Here is a 16,989-nt window from a genome sequence, read left to right as displayed (position 1 = left end):
ATTGAAGAAGACGATAAGAAGCAGCCCGAAATTGGGTCTGTAGCTCAGTTGGTTAGAGCGCACCCCTGATAAGGGTGAGGTCGGCAGTTCGAATCTGCCCAGACCCACCAATTTTGTGTGGGAACCTGTAGAAATACGGGGCCATAGCTCAGCTGGGAGAGCGCCTGCCTTGCACGCAGGAGGTCAACGGTTCGATCCCGTTTGGCTCCACCACTACTGCTTCTGTTTGTTGAAAGCTTAGAAATGAGCATTCCATTGTGATGATGGTGAATGTTGATTTCTAGTCTTTGGCTAGATCGTTCTTTAAAAATTTGGGTATGTGATAGAAAGATAGACTGAACGTTACTTTCACTGGTAGCGGATCAGGCTAAGGTAAAATTTGTGAGTTGCTCTTAATTGAGTATTATCGAATTTTCGGCGAATGTCGTCTTCACAGTATAACCAGATTGCTTGGGGTTATATGGTCAAGTGAAGAAGCGCATACGGTGGATGCCTTGGCAGTCAGAGGCGATGAAAGACGTGGTAGCCTGCGAAAAGCTTCGGGGAGTCGGCAAACAGACTTTGATCCGGAGATGTCTGAATGGGGGAACCCAGCCATCATAAGATGGTTATCTTAAGCTGAATACATAGGCTTAAGAGGCGAACCAGGGGAACTGAAACATCTAAGTACCCTGAGGAAAAGAAATCAACCGAGATTCCCTTAGTAGTGGCGAGCGAACGGGGACTAGCCCTTAAGTGGCTTTGAGATTAGCGGAACGCTCTGGAAAGTGCGGCCATAGTGGGTGATAGCCCTGTACGCGAAAATCTCTTGGTCATGAAATCGAGTAGGACGGAGCACGAGAAACTTTGTCTGAATATGGGGGGACCATCCTCCAAGGCTAAATACTACTGACTGACCGATAGTGAACTAGTACCGTGAGGGAAAGGCGAAAAGAACCCCGGAGAGGGGAGTGAAATAGATCCTGAAACCGTATGCGTACAAGCAGTGGGAGCCCACTTTGTTGGGTGACTGCGTACCTTTTGTATAATGGGTCAGCGACTTATTTTCAGTGGCGAGCTTAACCGAATAGGGGAGGCGTAGCGAAAGCGAGTCTTAATAGGGCGTCTAGTCGCTGGGAATAGACCCGAAACCGGGCGATCTATCCATGGGCAGGTTGAAGGTTGGGTAACACTAACTGGAGGACCGAACCGACTACCGTTGAAAAGTTAGCGGATGACCTGTGGATCGGAGTGAAAGGCTAATCAAGCTCGGAGATAGCTGGTTCTCCTCGAAAGCTATTTAGGTAGCGCCTCATGTATCACTGTAGGGGGTAGAGCACTGTTTCGGCTAGGGGGTCATCCCGACTTACCAAACCGATGCAAACTCCGAATACCTACAAGTGCCGAGCATGGGAGACACACGGCGGGTGCTAACGTCCGTCGTGAAAAGGGAAACAACCCAGACCGTCAGCTAAGGTCCCAAAGTTATGGTTAAGTGGGAAACGATGTGGGAAGGCTTAGACAGCTAGGAGGTTGGCTTAGAAGCAGCCACCCTTTAAAGAAAGCGTAATAGCTCACTAGTCGAGTCGGCCTGCGCGGAAGATGTAACGGGGCTCAAACCATACACCGAAGCTACGGGTATCACTTAGGTGATGCGGTAGAGGAGCGTTCTGTAAGCCTGTGAAGGTGAGTTGAGAAGCTTGCTGGAGGTATCAGAAGTGCGAATGCTGACATGAGTAACGACAATGGGTGTGAAAAACACCCACGCCGAAAGACCAAGGTTTCCTGCGCAACGTTAATCGACGCAGGGTTAGTCGGTCCCTAAGGCGAGGCTGAAAAGCGTAGTCGATGGAAAACAGGTTAATATTCCTGTACTTCTGGTTATTGCGATGGAGGGACGGAGAAGGCTAGGCCAGCTTGGCGTTGGTTGTCCAAGTTTAAGGTGGTAGGCTGGAATCTTAGGTAAATCCGGGATTCTAAGGCCGAGAGCTGATGACGAGTGTTCTTTTAGAACACGAAGTGGTTGATGCCATGCTTCCAAGAAAAGCTTCTAAGCTTCAGGTAACCAGGAACCGTACCCCAAACCGACACAGGTGGTTGGGTAGAGAATACCAAGGCGCTTGAGAGAACTCGGGTGAAGGAACTAGGCAAAATGGCACCGTAACTTCGGGAGAAGGTGCGCCGGTGAGGGTGAAGCATTTACTGCGTAAGCCCATGCCGGTCGAAGATACCAGGCCGCTGCGACTGTTTATTAAAAACACAGCACTCTGCAAACACGAAAGTGGACGTATAGGGTGTGACGCCTGCCCGGTGCCGGAAGGTTAATTGATGGGGTTAGCTAACGCGAAGCTCTTGATCGAAGCCCCGGTAAACGGCGGCCGTAACTATAACGGTCCTAAGGTAGCGAAATTCCTTGTCGGGTAAGTTCCGACCTGCACGAATGGCGTAACGATGGCGGCGCTGTCTCCACCCGAGACTCAGTGAAATTGAAATCGCTGTGAAGATGCAGTGTATCCGCGGCTAGACGGAAAGACCCCGTGAACCTTTACTATAGCTTTGCACTGGACTTTGAATTTGCTTGTGTAGGATAGGTGGGAGGCTTTGAAGCGTGGACGCCAGTTCGCGTGGAGCCAACCTTGAAATACCACCCTGGCAACTTTGAGGTTCTAACTCAGGTCCGTTATCCGGATCGAGGACAGTGTATGGTGGGTAGTTTGACTGGGGCGGTCTCCTCCTAAAGAGTAACGGAGGAGTACGAAGGTGCGCTCAGACCGGTCGGAAATCGGTCGTAGAGTATAAAGGCAAAAGCGCGCTTGACTGCGAGACAGACACGTCGAGCAGGTACGAAAGTAGGTCTTAGTGATCCGGTGGTTCTGTATGGAAGGGCCATCGCTCAACGGATAAAAGGTACTCCGGGGATAACAGGCTGATACCGCCCAAGAGTTCATATCGACGGCGGTGTTTGGCACCTCGATGTCGGCTCATCACATCCTGGGGCTGAAGCCGGTCCCAAGGGTATGGCTGTTCGCCATTTAAAGTGGTACGCGAGCTGGGTTTAGAACGTCGTGAGACAGTTCGGTCCCTATCTGCCGTGGACGTTTGAGATTTGAGAGGGGCTGCTCCTAGTACGAGAGGACCGGAGTGGACGAACCTCTGGTGTTCCGGTTGTCACGCCAGTGGCATTGCCGGGTAGCTATGTTCGGAATAGATAACCGCTGAAAGCATCTAAGCGGGAAACTAGCCTCAAGATGAGATCTCACTGGGACCTTGAGTCCCCTGAAGGGCCGTCGAAGACTACGACGTTGATAGGTTGGGTGTGTAAGCGCTGTGAGGCGTTGAGCTAACCAATACTAATTGCCCGTGAGGCTTGACCATATAACACCCAAGCAATTTGCTTGCTTCGAGCCCAAAGGCGAAAGAGCACCAGATTGCGGTGTGTGAAGACGAAACGAACCGAAAGTTCGAGATACTCACAAAACACCAAGCTGTCACATACCCATTCGCTGGAGCGTGAACCCGTAAGGGCCCATGACCTGGCTACCGAATTTCTTGACGACCATAGAGCATTGGAACCACCTGATCCCATCCCGAACTCAGCAGTGAAACGATGCATCGCCGATGGTAGTGTGGGGTTTCCCCATGTGAGAGTAGGTCATCGTCAAGATTAAATTCCGAAACCCCTATCTGCGTATGCAGGTAGGGGTTTTGTTTTGCCCGCAGGAAAGTACTGCTTCGGTACAACACAAATTTGCACAGTTATTTTCGAGCCATGACACTAGAATAGGCCCAACTTTTTCGGAGGCCAGAGCCTTTATGCCAGATCCGGTTGACGCCCCTGGGCTGTCAGAATTACCGCTGGACGACTTGGTGGCGTGCCATGAGTGTGACTTGCTCATGCGCAAGCCCCAACTCGCCCATGGCGAGAAAGCCTTATGCCCACGCTGTGGTTACGAGCTCTACGCCCATCGCCATAACGTGGTGCAGCGCAGTCTCGCGTTGGTCATCGCCGCTTTGCTGTTGTACATCCCGGCGAACTTTTTACCCATCATGCAGCTCAATCTACTCGGGCAATCGTCGCAAGACACCGTCTGGACCGGCGTTGTCGGCTTGTTCGACACCGGCATGCAAGGCGTCTCGGTGATTGTGTTCCTGTGCAGCATGGGAATTCCGCTGCTCAAGCTGCTCTGCCAATTGGCCGTGCTGTTGACCATCCGCTTTGATATCGGACGCAGCTACGGCTTGTTGCTCTACCGCATTTACCACCATCTACGGGACTGGGGGATGCTCGAGGTTTACCTCATGGGCGTACTGGTAGCGATCGTCAAGCTGGCAGATATGGCAGCCATTACCGTAGGCCTTGGTTTGGCGTGTTTCATCAGTTTGTTGTTGGTCCAGGTCTGGTTGGAGGTTGTGATGTCACCTCATCAGATCTGGCAGGCTTTGTCAGGAGAGGATGCCCATGCGGGCGATTGATGCAGGCATTCTGATTTGCACCGAATGCCATGAATTGAACAAGCAGGAAGCCGACACCGACGAGCAGACCTGCACCCGTTGCGGTGCGCTGGTGCACGCCCGTCGTCCGAACAGTCTGGTGCGTACCTGGGCGCTGCTGATAACCGGCGCGATTCTCTATATCCCGGCCAATGTGCTGCCGATCATGACCGTCAGCTCATTGGGGCAGGGCGATCCGAGTACGATCATGTCCGGTGTCATCCAGCTGGTTCAGCACGGCATGATTCCCATCGCCGCCGTAGTTTTTATCGCCAGTATTCTGGTACCAACGTTCAAACTGGTAGGCATCGCGCTGCTGCTGTTTTCAGTGCAACGTCGCCAGCCACTCTCGGCACGCCAGCGAATCTGGATGTACCGCTTTATCGAGTTCATCGGCCGCTGGTCGATGCTGGACATCTTTGTGATCGCCATCCTGGTGGCGGTCGTGAATTTCGGACGGCTCGCCAGCGTCGAAGCCAATCTTGGCGCCATCGCTTTCGCCAGTGTGGTGATTCTGACGATGCTTGCCGCAGTTACTTTCGATCCCCGACTGATTTGGGATAACACGGAGTCGGACGACGACCATGACTGATTTGCCTACAGCTAAAACCCGACCGGCCTCGAACTGGTCTGCCATCTGGGTGTTGCCCCTGATCGCCTTGATCATCGGCGGCTGGCTCGGCTGGCGTGCCTACAGCGAAACCGGCATCGAGATTCAGGTGCGTTTCGAAAGCGGTGAAGGCATTCAGGCCAACAAGACTGAAGTCGTCTACAAAGGCATGTCAGTCGGCAAGGTGAAAACCCTCAAGCTCGATGATGAAGGCAGCTCCAAAGGGGTGATCGCCACCGTCGAGATGAACAAGGACGTGGAGCAATACCTCAAGACCAGCACCCGTTTCTGGCTGGTCAAACCCAGCGTGACCCTGGCCGGTATCACCGGGCTGGAAACGCTGGTGTCCGGTAACTACGTGGCCATCAGTCCCGGCGAGGGCGAGCCGACCCGCAAGTTCAAAGCCCTGGCCGAAGAGCCCCCTCTGTCGGACTCCCAGCCCGGTCTGCACCTCACCATCAAGGCTGATCGTCTCGGTTCACTGAACCGTGGCAGCCCGGTGTTCTACAAGCAGATCAAAGTTGGCCAGGTCAAAAGCTACTTGCTGTCGGAAGACCAAAGCACTGTCGAACTCAAAGTCTTCATTGAGCCCACCTACGCCAATCTGGTGCGCAAACACACGCGTTTCTGGAACGCCAGCGGCATCAGCATCGACGCCAACCTGTCGGGTGTGAAAGTGCGCAGCGAATCGCTCGCCAGCATCGTCGCAGGCGGTATGGCGTTCGCCACGCCGGAGAACCGCAAGGACAGCCCGCCCACCGATCCGAGCCTGCCATTCCGTCTCTACGAGGATTTCGATGCCGCCGCTGCCGGTATTCGGGTAAAGGTCAAATTGAGCGATTTCGAAGGCCTGCAGGCCGGCCGTACACCGGTCATGTACAAAGGCATCCAGGTCGGCAACCTGAAAGCGCTGAAGGTCGATGCGGACCTGAATGCCGCCACTGCCGAATTGACCCTTGACCCACTGGCCGAGGATTATCTGGTCGAAGGCACTCAGTTCTGGGTAGTCAAACCGTCGATTTCCCTTGCCGGTATCACCGGTCTGGAGGCCTTGGTCAAAGGTAACTACATCGCTGTGCGACCGGGCGACAAAGGGGCTGCGCCGCAACGTGAGTTCGTTGCCAGGCCCAAGGCGCCGCCGCTGGACCTGCGTTCGCCCGGCCTGCACCTGGTGTTGTTCACCGAGAATCTGGGGTCGCTGGAAGTCGGCAGTCCGATTCTCTACAAGCAGGTCAAGGTCGGTTCGGTGCAGAGCTATCAGTTCTCCAAGAAGAAGAAGCAACTGGTGATCGGTGTCCACATCGAGAAGGAGTACGAAGGCCTGGTCAACGCGTCGACCCGCTTCTGGAACGCCAGCGGCATCACGCTCACAGGCGGATTGACTGGCGGAATCCAGGTCAAAAGCGAGTCGCTGCAAAGCCTGATGGCCGGCGGTATCGCTTTCGAAACCCCAGAAGCCAAGGCGCCGTTGCAGAAGCGCATTCCACGTTTTCGCCTGTTCGCCAACCATGAGGAGGCCAATCAGAAAGGCACCGTGGTCACCATCAAGGTTGATCGCGCCGATGGTTTGCACAGCGGCACCCCCGTGAGATTCAAAGGCCTGGACGTTGGCAAGATTGAAGACGTCGACCTCAGTGATGACCTGCAATCGGTGATGCTCACCGCACGAATCACCGAAGTGCCGGAGCGCATTGCCCGGGTCGGCAGCCAATTTTGGGTGGTCAAGCCTGAGCTGGGCCTGATCAAGACTTCTAACCTGGAAACATTGGTCACCGGCCAATACATTGAAGTACAGCCCGCGCCGAAGAACCTCGGCCCGCAGAAGAACTTCGTCGCCCTGGCCACTCCACCGGAATCGGCCAAACAGGAAGCCGGTTTGAGTCTGGTTCTGAGCGCCGCTCGCCGTGGGTCCTTGAAAACCGGTGTGCCGGTGACGTACCGCGAGGTCACCGTGGGCAAAGTGACGGGCTATGAGTTGGGCCAGACCGCTGATCGTGTCTTGGTACACATCCTGATCGAGCCGAAATACGCGCCATTGGTGCGCAGCGGCACGCGTTTCTGGAACACCAGCGGTTTCGGTTTCGACTACGGCTTGTTCAAAGGCGCGACGGTAAGGACTGAATCCCTTGAAACGTTGATTCAGGGCGGCATCGCCTTCGCAACGCCAGATGGTGATCGCATGGGTAGCCCAGCGCGGCCTGAGCAGACGTTCCCGTTGTTCGACAAGTTTGAAGATGAGTGGCTGACCTGGGCGCCGAAGATTTCACTCGGTAAATAGCGGGACGTTGATTGGGCGTCTGTGATGACGCCTTCGCGAGCAAGCCCGCTCCCACACTGAATTTGTGCACGGCGCAGAAACAATGTGGGAGCGGGCTTGCTCGCGAAGAGGCCCTGGAGTCCACTACAAGTCTCGCACCATAAAAAAGGCCGCAATCCATTGGATCGCGGCCTTTTTTATTGCCTTCGATTTAACGCCAAATCAGACCGCATCCAGCTCCGGCTCGTCCGCCTGTGCAACAACAGCAGCCTTCACCTCATCATGCCGGCGAATGTACTTCCAGTCCGCCTCATCGATGTAGATCCCGTTCGGCCCGCTGCCACCTTCCAGGTCAATCGCCACACTGGCGCAGACCTGCGGCTTCACACTCGCCAGGATCGGCACGAAGCCCAGCTGCAGGCTGGTTTCCAGCAACGCGGCCTGGTTCTTCTCGTCGATGTCCGCCGCCTCGTCGAGGTAGTACGGCAGGCGCACGCGACCGGCCTGGTCGCGGTCCATCAAGTGCAGCAACAAGTACATGTTGGTCAGCGCCTTGATGGTCATCGTGGTGCCGTTGGAGGCCGCGCCGTCGATGTCAGTGTGAATCACCGGTTGACCGTTGACCTTGGTGATCTCGAACGCCAGTTCGAACAAGTCCTTGAGGCCGAGCTGGTTGTGGTTCGCCGCCACCAGCCGTGCCAGGTATTCCTTGGCTTCTTCGTTCTTGTTGTCCTGATCGGCACTTTGGCTCAGGTCGAAGACGGAGAGGGTTTCGCCTTCTTCGTACTGGCCGGCACTGTGGATGATCTGGTCGATGTGCTTGAGCGCTTCCTTGTTCGGCGCGAGCACGATGCGGAAGCTCTGCAGGTTGGAGACCTGACGTTTGTTGATCTCACGGTTGAACAGCGCCAGTTGATGCTCGAGGCTGTCGTAGTCGCTGCGGATGTTGCGCAGGGTCCGGGCGATGTCGGTGACCGCCGCACGGCGGGCCTTGCCAAGAGTCAGGGCTTCGTCGGTACGGTGCGCATAGGCGTTGATCAGCAGTTGCAGGCGACGCTCCATATCGTCTTCGCTGTCGAACTTGGCCACGCCTTTGAGACGGACCTGAGCGTACAACGCCTCGATCTGACCGTCGCTGCGCTGCAAACCCTGCCAACTGTCCTGGTAGTCGTTGAGCAGGGGCAGCAGGTTGTCCATGGAATCATCGATAGGGTCCATGAACGGTGTGCCGAACGGCAGGTCTGCCGGCAACAGCTGGCGGCGGCGCAAGGCGTCGTCGAGGGTGCGTTGCTTGGCTTCCATGTCGCCGATCTGCCGGCCGACCAGTTGCAGCTTGGCCGACAGTTGCTGGACGCGTTCGGTGAAGGCATCGCTGGAACGCTTCAATTCGTCCTGCGCCGCTTCCATCTGCGCCAGTTGTTCGAGTTTGTCGCCTTCCTCGGCACTCAGGGTTTGCGCGCGACGGAAATCTTCCAGGGCTTTCTGCGCGTCCAGCACTTGCTGGTACAGCGCTTCGGTCTGGGTCTTGCTCGCGGCACGGTCGGCGGCCACGGCCGCCTGGGTTTTAAGCTGCTTGAGTTCTTTGTCCAGACGCTCTTTCTGATCGCGCAATGCCGCGCGGTCAGCCAAAGCTTGCAGGGCCGGCGGCTCAATGTGCGAGATGTCGATGGACAGTCCCGGCACTTCGAAGCGCTCGCCTTTGAAACCGTCGAGGATCAACTCCATGGACTTGACCCACTGACCGTCCTCGTCCAGCGTAATGCCGTGTTCGCCCAGCGGCAGGCTGAACAGTGCGCTGTTGAACAGGCGCATCAGACGCTCGACGTCCTGTTGCGAGAATTCCTCGCGCAGACGGGCGTAGCTGTTGTTGTCGGCGTGATCGAGTTGCTGCTTCACCGACTTCAGGCGTTTTTCCAGGTCCCGCAGACGTTCTTCCAGGTCTTCGGCAGAGAACTGCCGCGACTGCGCCAGTGCACCGGCCAGTTCGTCGTGCGCGTCCTTGGCCGCGAGCAGTTGCTGTTCCAGCACTTTGACGTCATCAACCAACGCGAAGCGATGCTTGAGCACCGACAGCTCGCCGAGCCAGCGCTGGATGCCGGTGATTTCCCGCTCCAGGCGCATCAGCTCCTGAGTGCCGCCGCGCTGATCGTTTTGCAGCGCGTCCTGCTCGTTGCGGTAGTGCTCGGCCTGAATCGTCAACTCTTCCTTGCGCGCACTGGCGTAATCCGACCAGGTGCCCAGCAACGAATCGAGCAGCGGCGAGATCCGGTGCAGCTTGCCGCGCAGGATATTGCGCTGGGTCACGCCTGCCGCAAGGGCTTCGACCAATGGGCCGGCAGTCACCAGCGAGTTGTAGTCCTGTTCCATGCGACGGACATCGCGGAACGCTTCTTCGCACGCGGCGATGTAATCGACGCTGCCGGAGCGCAGGCTGTGTTCAAACGCATCGAGGAACAGCTGCTTGAGCTTGGCCGCGGTGATTTCGCGCATGTGCAGCAAGTTGATGAACAGGGCGCGGAAGGTCTTCAGGCTCTGCTCGCTGGTGGAGCGCAGCGGGATCAGCGTCAGGTCCAGGGGGATCGAAGTGTGGCCGCCGACCAGCAAACGACGCAGTTCATCCGGTTTGAGTTCGTAGGCTTTCAGGCCTTCGCGCTCAAGGTTGGTGAACAATTCTTTCTGACGCAGGCAGGTGTCGTTCTTCTGGTAATGGGCCAGATCCAGTTTGCCGGCGTAGGCGAAGAACTGGTGACCGAAACCACCGCCCGGGCCGCGACCGACCACGCCGATCACGTGCGGGCCGTGGGGGAGGGACACTTCGACCAGGATGTAACTGGTGTCCGAAGCGAAGTAGAAACGGCGGGATTGTTCCAGGCTGTACTTGCCGAAACTCATGTCCGACATGCGCGCCAGAATCGGGAACTGCAAGGCGTTGATCGATGCGGATTTACCGAGGTTGTTCGCGCCGTAGACCGACAACGGTTCTTCCAGCGGGAACAAGCCGAGGCTGTAACCGGCGGTGTTCAAAAGGGCGAAGCGGCGAATGCCGTAGCGTTCCTTGCTCATGCGTCGGTCTCCTGTTCTTCGGCAATGGCGCGGGCCATGGCGTCTTCTTCGCTGTCTTCTTCGAAGTCACTGAGGTCCAGCGGGTCGTCGGTTTGCAGCAGTTTTTCGTCGCTATCGTCGTCGATCAATACTGGAACCGGCAACGGCAACACGCTGTGCAGGCTGGCCGCCAGATCGCGGTCCTGCTGAACCGACAGGCAGACATCAAGGAAGCGGTGCATCGGCGGTAGGAAACGGTAGACGCCGTTTTCTTCGCCGGCAAAACCGAGCTGAGTCATGCGGCGCATGATTTTTTCTTCGAGTTCTTCGACGGTCTGTACTTCGGCCTGGATAAACAGGTCGCGGTATTTTTCCAACAAGGACGGCAACTCATCACGGCCAAGGCTGCCACCGTCGAGCACGGCGACCGGGTCGCGGCCCTGATCGGCCAGGTGCTCGACGAGGATGAAAGTGAACAGCGCCAGACGTTGCGCGGTCTTGTTCACCGCCGCCGCAGCCAAGTCCGGAACGAAGTAGTAGAAGCCACGGGTGTCGCAGACCAACTCATAACCCAGCGCCCGGAACAGCGTGCGGTACTGGTCCTGGAAGTTCGACAGTTGCGCGTACAGTTCCGGATCGCGGCGGCTGACGTGATAGCCCTTGAACAGTTCGCGGAAGATCGGCGCGAGTTGGGACAGTTCGGATAGATCAAGATGCATGTGGGGTGCTCGCAGAATCCTCGGCGGCGGTGTCGCGGGCCGAGAGCAGGGCGAAGGAGCGCAGGCTGACCTGGTGCTCGTGAGTGTGGTAATCGCGGCGTTCCAGACGCTCGCGTTTAAAGCGTTTTTCCCGCGACAGACGCGAGAACCAGTAAAGCAATTCGTCGGTGGCACCGTCCGGTTCTTGCTCCAGCAACCAGGTCATCAGGTCCGGCATCGGCAGGGCGTCTTCGCAGCGTTCGAGCATTTCGCGAACGGTGCGTGGCGCGCGCGGGGCTTCGCCTTTCTGCGTCTTGTGAGCCTTGGGGAACCGCGCCGGTTTCGGCTCGAATCGGGCCAGGGCGTACACGTAGGCTTCGACTTGGCTGGCACTGCCAAGGAAGGTGCTTTGCGGCCGGGTGAACATCGGCATCGCGGCTTGTGGCACGGCATCGATGCCTTTGCGACGGATGGCCGACAAGGCCAGCGCCGCGCCACGGGTCACGGCGTTGTGACGGCGGGCTTCTTCGCGCAATGGCAGCAGCAGTTCGCGGGCATGACGCAGGGTCAGCTGGGCGCTGGTCTGCATTTCGAGGATGCGCGCGTGGGTGCGCAGCAGCATGTCGTCATCGACCAGGTGGCCGAGTCGCTGCTGCTCGGTGAGCATCTTCAGCAGGACGTTTTCGACTTTGCGCACGCCTTGCTCGAAGGCGCCGTCGGCGTTCACCAGCTGAATCATCGGCTCGACGTATTCGTCCCAGGTCGCCAGTACTTCAGCGTAACGCTGACGCAGCGGGATCTGCCGATCGCTGGTCTTGGCGCGTTCGGCGACGGCCACCAGGGCCTGTTCGTCGTTGGCCAGTTTCTTCAGAACATCGCGTACGCGCATGTCGAGCAGGCGCAATTGACGTGCAAGGTCGTGGCCGTCGCGGATGTCGAAGGCGTCCTGGATATAACCAGCCAGGCGTTCGAGGTGGCGCAAATAGGCTTCGATTTCCAGGCACAGGCCCAGACGGTGCTCTCGGCGCAGGTACGCGAGGAAGTCGTGGATCTGCGCGTTGAGCTCGAAACGGTTCGGGCTTTTCGCCACGGGAACCAGAATGTCGAGGCGGATCCACACGTCCAGCAGGCTGGTGATGTCCTGCGGCGTACTGTCGAGTTGCTGGGCGGCCAACTGTGAACGCAGTTCGTTGAGGCTCAAGGTGCCCTGGTCGAAGTGCTCGCACAGTGGCTCCAAAAGTGCCCAGTGTTCAGCGAGGGCGCGCAAGACGCGCTTGGGTTCGATCATCGGAATGGCCGGCTGGTTGGCGATTAAAAGCCGCGATTGTACTGCATCGGGACCGATGCGATTCACTCTCGGGACAGGCTGTAGCTGTTTCTAAGGGAAAGAGTATCGATCAAGCGTGGGCGATCTTGAGCGAAGGGCGGTAGAATCACCGCACTTTAGTTATCCACAAGTGGCCGACCTTTGCTAATCGAGTCCCGTCGCCGCGCCTATTTGACCGCCATGCAGGTGGTCAACTGGCTGCCGCGCACCGAATTGCCCTTTGCCGCGCCCTCGCGTCCCGAGTTGCTGGAGATCCCGGAGCCGCTGATCGTCGCGCCTGTGGTGCCGGTCTCTGCGCCAGCGCCTGCCGCCAACGCCGCCAACGCCGCCGCTGCGCCGGTGGTGACGCCGACGGAACGGGTCAAGATCGAAGTGCCGCGCCCCTCGTTGGCCAGCACGCGCACGAACGCCAAGGTCGAAGAAGAGGCCGCGCCGGTCGCGGTCAAAGCGCCGGTCGTGCCGCCACCGCGTTTTTCCCTGCAATTGCTGCGCGCCGGTCGTTGCCTGCTGTTGGTCGAGTTACCCACAGGCGAAACGTTCCAGACCCGCGACCCTGCTTATCTGCTGCTCAAGGACATGCTGCGTGCCGCCGGTCTGCCGGACAGCCCGCAGATCATCGGTGAGCCGGTACGCTGGCCGCTGCTGGTCCGGGGTACCATGGACCAGGGCCCGGAAGCCGCTCGGGATTTCGTGCAAGGTTTCCTCTCGGCCCGACTGGAAGACGCTCCGTGTGTCTGCGTGTGGCTGATCGGCTTGCCGGCCGTGCGTTTTGCCGGTGAGGCAAATGCCGAATCCTTCAACCGCGAACTCCAGGTCGAAGGCCTGGGCTCGGTCTGGGCTCTGCCGGGCCTGGAATTATTAATGGAAGAGCCACAGCGTAAGGCTGATGTCTGGCAAGCCATGCGTCGGCTGATGGCGCGCTGGAAAGAATCAAATGAGTGACGCTGTATCGTTCCGCCCGATGACCGAGGCCGACCTCGACGCTGTACTGAAAATCGAATACGCGGCCTACAGCCATCCCTGGACCCGCGGGATTTTTCTCGATGGGCTGGGTAAATATCAGATCTGGCTGATGTTCGAAGGCCAGCAGCAAGTCGGTCATGGCGTGGTGCAGATCATCCTTGATGAAGCGCACCTGCTGAACATCACCGTCAAGCCGGAGAATCAGGGCCGTGGCCTGGGTTTGACGCTGCTGGAGCATTTGATGTCCCGGGCGTATGACGCCAAGGCGCGAGAGTGTTTCCTGGAAGTGCGCGACAGCAACCGTGGGGCGTTCAAGTTGTATGAGCGGTATGGGTTTAACGAGATTGGTCGTCGTCGGGATTACTACCCGGCGGTGGGCGGGCGAGAAGATGCCGTGGTCATGGCCTGCACCCTCGTTGATTGAACCACAGCTATTGTGGCGAGGGAGCTTGCTCCCGCTAGGCCGCGAAGCGATCCTGAAATTTTACGACTGCTTCGCAGCCGAGCGGGAGCAAGCTCCCTCGCCACAGATCAACGATTACCATCCATCGGATCCCGCTTCGCCAGTTCCTCTTCATCCAGCCCATTGCCCCCGCCAATATCGTCTTCATCGACAATGCTCAAATCCCAATCCGCCTGATCGCCTTCACCGGCCTCATGGGCATCCCGCGCGCCGTCTTCACGGATCAACGTTTCCGGGCTCATGTCGTCGTCGGTAGACTCATGGTCATCAGTCGAGGCGCCGGTCATGCCGGCTTCACGCACGCGTTCGCGAGGCATCAGGCGCTCGCGTTCGTTTTCCGGTAACTCGTCGCCGATTTTCGCGCTGGGCTCTTCCTCGTCGAAGTCCAGCTCATGCATCGAACCCATGCGGTCTTCGTTATCATCGATGGGCTCGGGTTGCACCGCATCGTACGGACGTCGTGAATCAGTCATGGCAATTCCTCATACTGTGGGCCTTACTAGGGTGGACCCACTGAACTCCTGAGAATTCCACCGGCCATACTTGCATCAAGCGCGTGACCCCGACGGGCGGTTGTCTGTCAAACCAGCGCATCATTCTTGAGGCTTTACAGCATGAACGAATTACAAGATCTGATTGATAACAACGAACGCTGGGCCGAGGCGATCAAACAGGAAGATCCGGACTTCTTCTCCAAGCTGGCCCGCCAACAGACGCCGGAATACTTGTGGATTGGTTGTTCCGACGCCCGGGTGCCGGCGAACGAGATCGTCGGCATGCTGCCCGGCGACCTGTTCGTCCACCGCAACGTCGCCAATGTGGTGCTGCACACGGACCTCAACTGCCTGTCGGTGATTCAGTACGCGGTCGACGTGCTCAAGGTCAAACACATCCTCGTCACTGGCCACTATGGCTGCGGTGGTGTGCGCGCCTCGATGCAGGATCGTCAGTTGGGCCTGATCGACGGTTGGTTGCGCTCGATTCGTGACCTCTATTACGAAAAGCGCGAAGAACTGGCCGAGTTACCGACTGAAGAAGAGCGGGTTGACCGTCTCTGCGAGCTCAACGTGATCCAGCAAGTGGCCAACGTCGGCCACACCAGCATTGTGCAAAACGCCTGGCATCGCGGGCAGAACCTGTCGATCCACGGTTGCATCTATGGCATCAAGGATGGTCGCTGGAAAAGCCTGAACACGACCATCAGTGGCTTTGAGCAGTTGCCGCCGCAGTACCGTCTGCGTCCGGTCGAGACGCTGTAACGCCGTTCAGCAAAGACTGCGCCGACGCCAGTGGTGGTAATACAACTGGCCGTCGGCGTTTGGCGACTCATCGTAGCCGCAGATCCACTCTCGGCATTCGGGACGACCGCAACAGCAGGCGAATTGGCGCAGCAGCTTGTCTTCGGTTGTGGCGAAGTCCATGGTCAAGTGGTCGCCTTTGCGGATGTCCTTCAGCGCCCACAGCCACAGTTCGCTCATGTCGAAAAAGACGTTGGGTGCGCAGGAGTGTTCCAGCAGTCCGCTGAAATGTGGGTCGTAGACGTGAATGCCCGGCGCCAGCTGCCGGGTATGCTGATTGCGGTAAGGCAGCAGATGCCCCGACACGCGGCAGATTCGGCTGATCCGTGGGAAATCGCGCACGGCCGCAACGGCCACCGCCGATCCATTGGCGTTGTAGATAATCTCGAAATCCGCGCGAGAGGGAAATCCAAGGCTCAGCGGCAGCTCCGGGAATGGGTAGATTCCATCGGGAGGTTGCGCAACGGTCCCGGGCAGGGGTTTAGGTTTCATAACGATCCTTGTCGGCAGCGCGTTGCGATTTCAAAAACTGACGTCCTGTCAGCCCAGCAACACAGGGTGTCACCTCAAGATCTCGCAAATGAAACGAGGGGTCTACTGTCAGAACTGACAGGAGGAAAGTGCGCTTTTGCGCGTAAGCCTTCGCTCACGCGCAAAAGTGCAAGGGTGATTACAGCGCAGGTGCCGCAGTCACAGGTGGCGGGGCTTGTAACTGTTTGAGTTCGGACTGGATCGGCGTCGTCGCGCACTTGGCCACCGCTTGTTCAGGCGTCAGGTTACGGATCGAGGTGTAGAACAGCTCGCAGGTTTTTTCTTTCCGGGTCACTTGCCACGTCTGCGTGCAGCCTTTCAGCTGAACGGTCGGGTCAGTCCCGGGTTTGCTGCCCATGCCCGCCTGCCAGCAGGCGGCACTCAAGTCCTGGCCCATGACTTTCAGGCCCGCGGCGTCGGCCTTGGCCTGCGCATCGTCGCCGGTGTAGCTCTCCGGGTTGGCGGCGTACCAGATGTAGCTCGGGTGGTTGGAACCCAGCACCGGCACTTTCACCCCAGCGCTCGGGCTGATGGTGGCCAGGCCCAGCACATCAACGGTCGGCCCGTATTGCTGCTTGATCCAGTTACGCACCGGCGCGCCGAACGCGACCATCGGCAACGCGGCACCGCGGGCATTCTGACTGACTTCCTTGACCATGGTGGTCTGGTAGTCCTTGAAGTAGTCGTAGACCCCTTCCAGATCCTTGCCAGCACTGGAAGGTGCCGCAATCGGTGCGATATCGATGATGGTCTGGTAGCCCGGCGTCTGATCGGCGGGGATACCGTTGTCGGTCAGCAGCGTGGCCCAGCGATCGGTGGTGGCGGACCGCAGGTAATCCTGGGCCTGCGTCAGGGAGTAATCCGGCGGGAAATGCAGCAATTCGACACTTTTACGGTTTTCCAGGGCCATGCCCAACGGCAGGAACAAATACCAGCTGTAAGCCCACTTGCCATCAATGTTGAGCTTTTTGGCGCCGCTGTAGGCCAGATCACCGGCATTGAGCAGCGCGGACAACGGTTTGTCGTAACCCTTTGGCACGCCGCTGATGTCGGCGTAGAGCTGACCGTTATCGGTTTTGACCCGCACTTTCGCGGTGGTGTATCCGTCGCGCTGCACACTTTGGGTCAGGTAGTGCTCGACGGTCTGCTCAAGCGTCCAGTTGCGGAAACAGACGACGTTGCAGTTGTTGGGGTAGGCGAACAGCCGCGTGACGCGTTCGGTGCTACCCAGTTTCAGATCGACATTGGCGTGGGCGGCGGCGCTCAGGGTGAGGGCTGCGAGGGTAAGTCCTGTCAGTTTGAACATGCTCAGATCCTTTTCAGCGTGGGA

Annotated in this window: 12 protein-coding genes, 2 tRNA genes and 2 rRNA genes; 10 read left to right on the top strand and 6 right to left on the bottom strand. The window is 58.0% G+C overall.

What is annotated here, in order from left to right:
• The first annotated feature begins 33 nt into the window (after window positions 1-33).
• The 7 genes from ACA053_RS24630 to ACA053_RS24600 all read left to right on the top strand — a co-directional run bounded on the left by ACA053_RS24630 (window position 34) and on the right by ACA053_RS24600 (window position 7,358).
• Window positions 34-110, top strand: a tRNA-Ile gene (locus ACA053_RS24630).
• Window positions 111-137: 27 nt separating this feature from the next.
• Window positions 138-213, top strand: a tRNA-Ala gene (locus ACA053_RS24625).
• Between the two features lie 249 nt (window positions 214-462).
• A 23S ribosomal RNA gene (locus ACA053_RS24620) occupies window positions 463-3,354 on the top strand.
• Between the two features lie 173 nt (window positions 3,355-3,527).
• Window positions 3,528-3,643: ribosomal RNA gene (rrf, locus tag ACA053_RS24615) — 5S ribosomal RNA — on the top strand.
• A gap of 149 nt (window positions 3,644-3,792) precedes the next feature.
• Window positions 3,793-4,452 (top strand): paraquat-inducible protein A, encoded by a 660-nt coding sequence (locus ACA053_RS24610; RefSeq protein WP_109634855.1) that lies wholly within the window; start codon window positions 3,793-3,795, stop codon window positions 4,450-4,452.
• Window positions 4,439-5,062 carry a paraquat-inducible protein A gene (locus ACA053_RS24605; protein ID WP_109634854.1) on the top strand — a complete coding sequence of 208 codons (624 nt, stop codon included), beginning with the start codon at window positions 4,439-4,441 and terminating at the stop codon, window positions 5,060-5,062. The genes ACA053_RS24610 and ACA053_RS24605 overlap by 14 nt, the downstream gene beginning before the upstream one ends.
• The gene (locus ACA053_RS24600) at window positions 5,055-7,358 is read left to right on the top strand and encodes a PqiB family protein (RefSeq protein WP_109634852.1); all 2,304 of its coding nucleotides are present in this window, start codon (window positions 5,055-5,057) and stop codon (window positions 7,356-7,358) included. Before ACA053_RS24605 ends, ACA053_RS24600 begins: the two co-directional genes overlap by 8 nt.
• 201 nt (window positions 7,359-7,559) lie before the next feature.
• Here ACA053_RS24600 and mksF read toward each other — a convergent pair whose 3' ends face one another.
• The 3 genes from mksF to mksB are packed head-to-tail and all read right to left on the bottom strand — an operon-like array spanning window position 7,560 to window position 12,365.
• A complete protein-coding gene (mksF, locus tag ACA053_RS24595) occupies window positions 7,560-10,400 on the bottom strand; it encodes an Mks condensin complex protein MksF (RefSeq protein ID WP_109634850.1) in 2,841 nt (946 codons plus the stop codon).
• Window positions 10,397-11,098, bottom strand: coding sequence for an Mks condensin complex protein MksE (gene mksE, locus ACA053_RS24590; protein WP_109634847.1), 702 nt, complete (start codon window positions 11,096-11,098; stop codon window positions 10,397-10,399). The genes mksF and mksE overlap by 4 nt, the downstream gene beginning before the upstream one ends.
• Window positions 11,088-12,365 carry an Mks condensin complex protein MksB gene (gene mksB, locus ACA053_RS24585; protein ID WP_283181672.1) on the bottom strand — a complete coding sequence of 426 codons (1,278 nt, stop codon included), beginning with the start codon at window positions 12,363-12,365 and terminating at the stop codon, window positions 11,088-11,090. Before mksB ends, mksE begins: the two co-directional genes overlap by 11 nt.
• Before the next feature lie 219 nt (window positions 12,366-12,584).
• On the opposite strand from mksB, the gene ACA053_RS24580 reads away from it, so the two are divergent.
• Both ACA053_RS24580 and rimI read left to right on the top strand, forming a co-directional pair.
• Complete coding sequence (locus ACA053_RS24580) at window positions 12,585-13,346, top strand: energy transducer TonB (RefSeq protein ID WP_497396235.1); 762 nt, start codon at window positions 12,585-12,587, stop codon at window positions 13,344-13,346.
• Window positions 13,339-13,791 carry a ribosomal protein S18-alanine N-acetyltransferase gene (rimI, locus tag ACA053_RS24575; protein ID WP_008145534.1) on the top strand — a complete coding sequence of 151 codons (453 nt, stop codon included), beginning with the start codon at window positions 13,339-13,341 and terminating at the stop codon, window positions 13,789-13,791. Before ACA053_RS24580 ends, rimI begins: the two co-directional genes overlap by 8 nt.
• 107 nt (window positions 13,792-13,898) lie before the next feature.
• On the opposite strand, the gene ACA053_RS24570 is transcribed toward rimI, so the two are convergent.
• Window positions 13,899-14,303 carry a serine kinase/phosphatase gene (locus ACA053_RS24570; protein ID WP_109634842.1) on the bottom strand — a complete coding sequence of 135 codons (405 nt, stop codon included), beginning with the start codon at window positions 14,301-14,303 and terminating at the stop codon, window positions 13,899-13,901.
• A 141-nt stretch (window positions 14,304-14,444) separates the two neighbouring features.
• Here ACA053_RS24570 and can point away from each other — a divergent pair, with 141 nt between their 5' ends.
• Window positions 14,445-15,089: a carbonate dehydratase gene (can, locus tag ACA053_RS24565; protein WP_131063236.1), complete on the top strand. Its 645-nt coding sequence runs from the start codon at window positions 14,445-14,447 to the stop codon at window positions 15,087-15,089.
• A 6-nt stretch (window positions 15,090-15,095) separates the two neighbouring features.
• Here the strand turns inward: can and ACA053_RS24560 are convergent, their stop codons facing one another.
• Window positions 15,096-15,620 (bottom strand): SET domain-containing protein-lysine N-methyltransferase, encoded by a 525-nt coding sequence (locus tag ACA053_RS24560; RefSeq protein ID WP_497393903.1) that lies wholly within the window; start codon window positions 15,618-15,620, stop codon window positions 15,096-15,098.
• 178 nt (window positions 15,621-15,798) lie between these two features.
• Window positions 15,799-16,965 carry a hypothetical protein gene (locus tag ACA053_RS24555; RefSeq protein WP_497393902.1) on the bottom strand — a complete coding sequence of 389 codons (1,167 nt, stop codon included), beginning with the start codon at window positions 16,963-16,965 and terminating at the stop codon, window positions 15,799-15,801.
• Between the last annotated feature and the right edge of the window lie 24 nt (window positions 16,966-16,989).

The sequence above is a fragment of the Pseudomonas sp. LBUM1672 genome, assembly GCF_059695655.1.
Note: the sequence above shows the minus strand (reverse complement) of the source record. Positions and strands in the feature narration are given on the sequence as shown.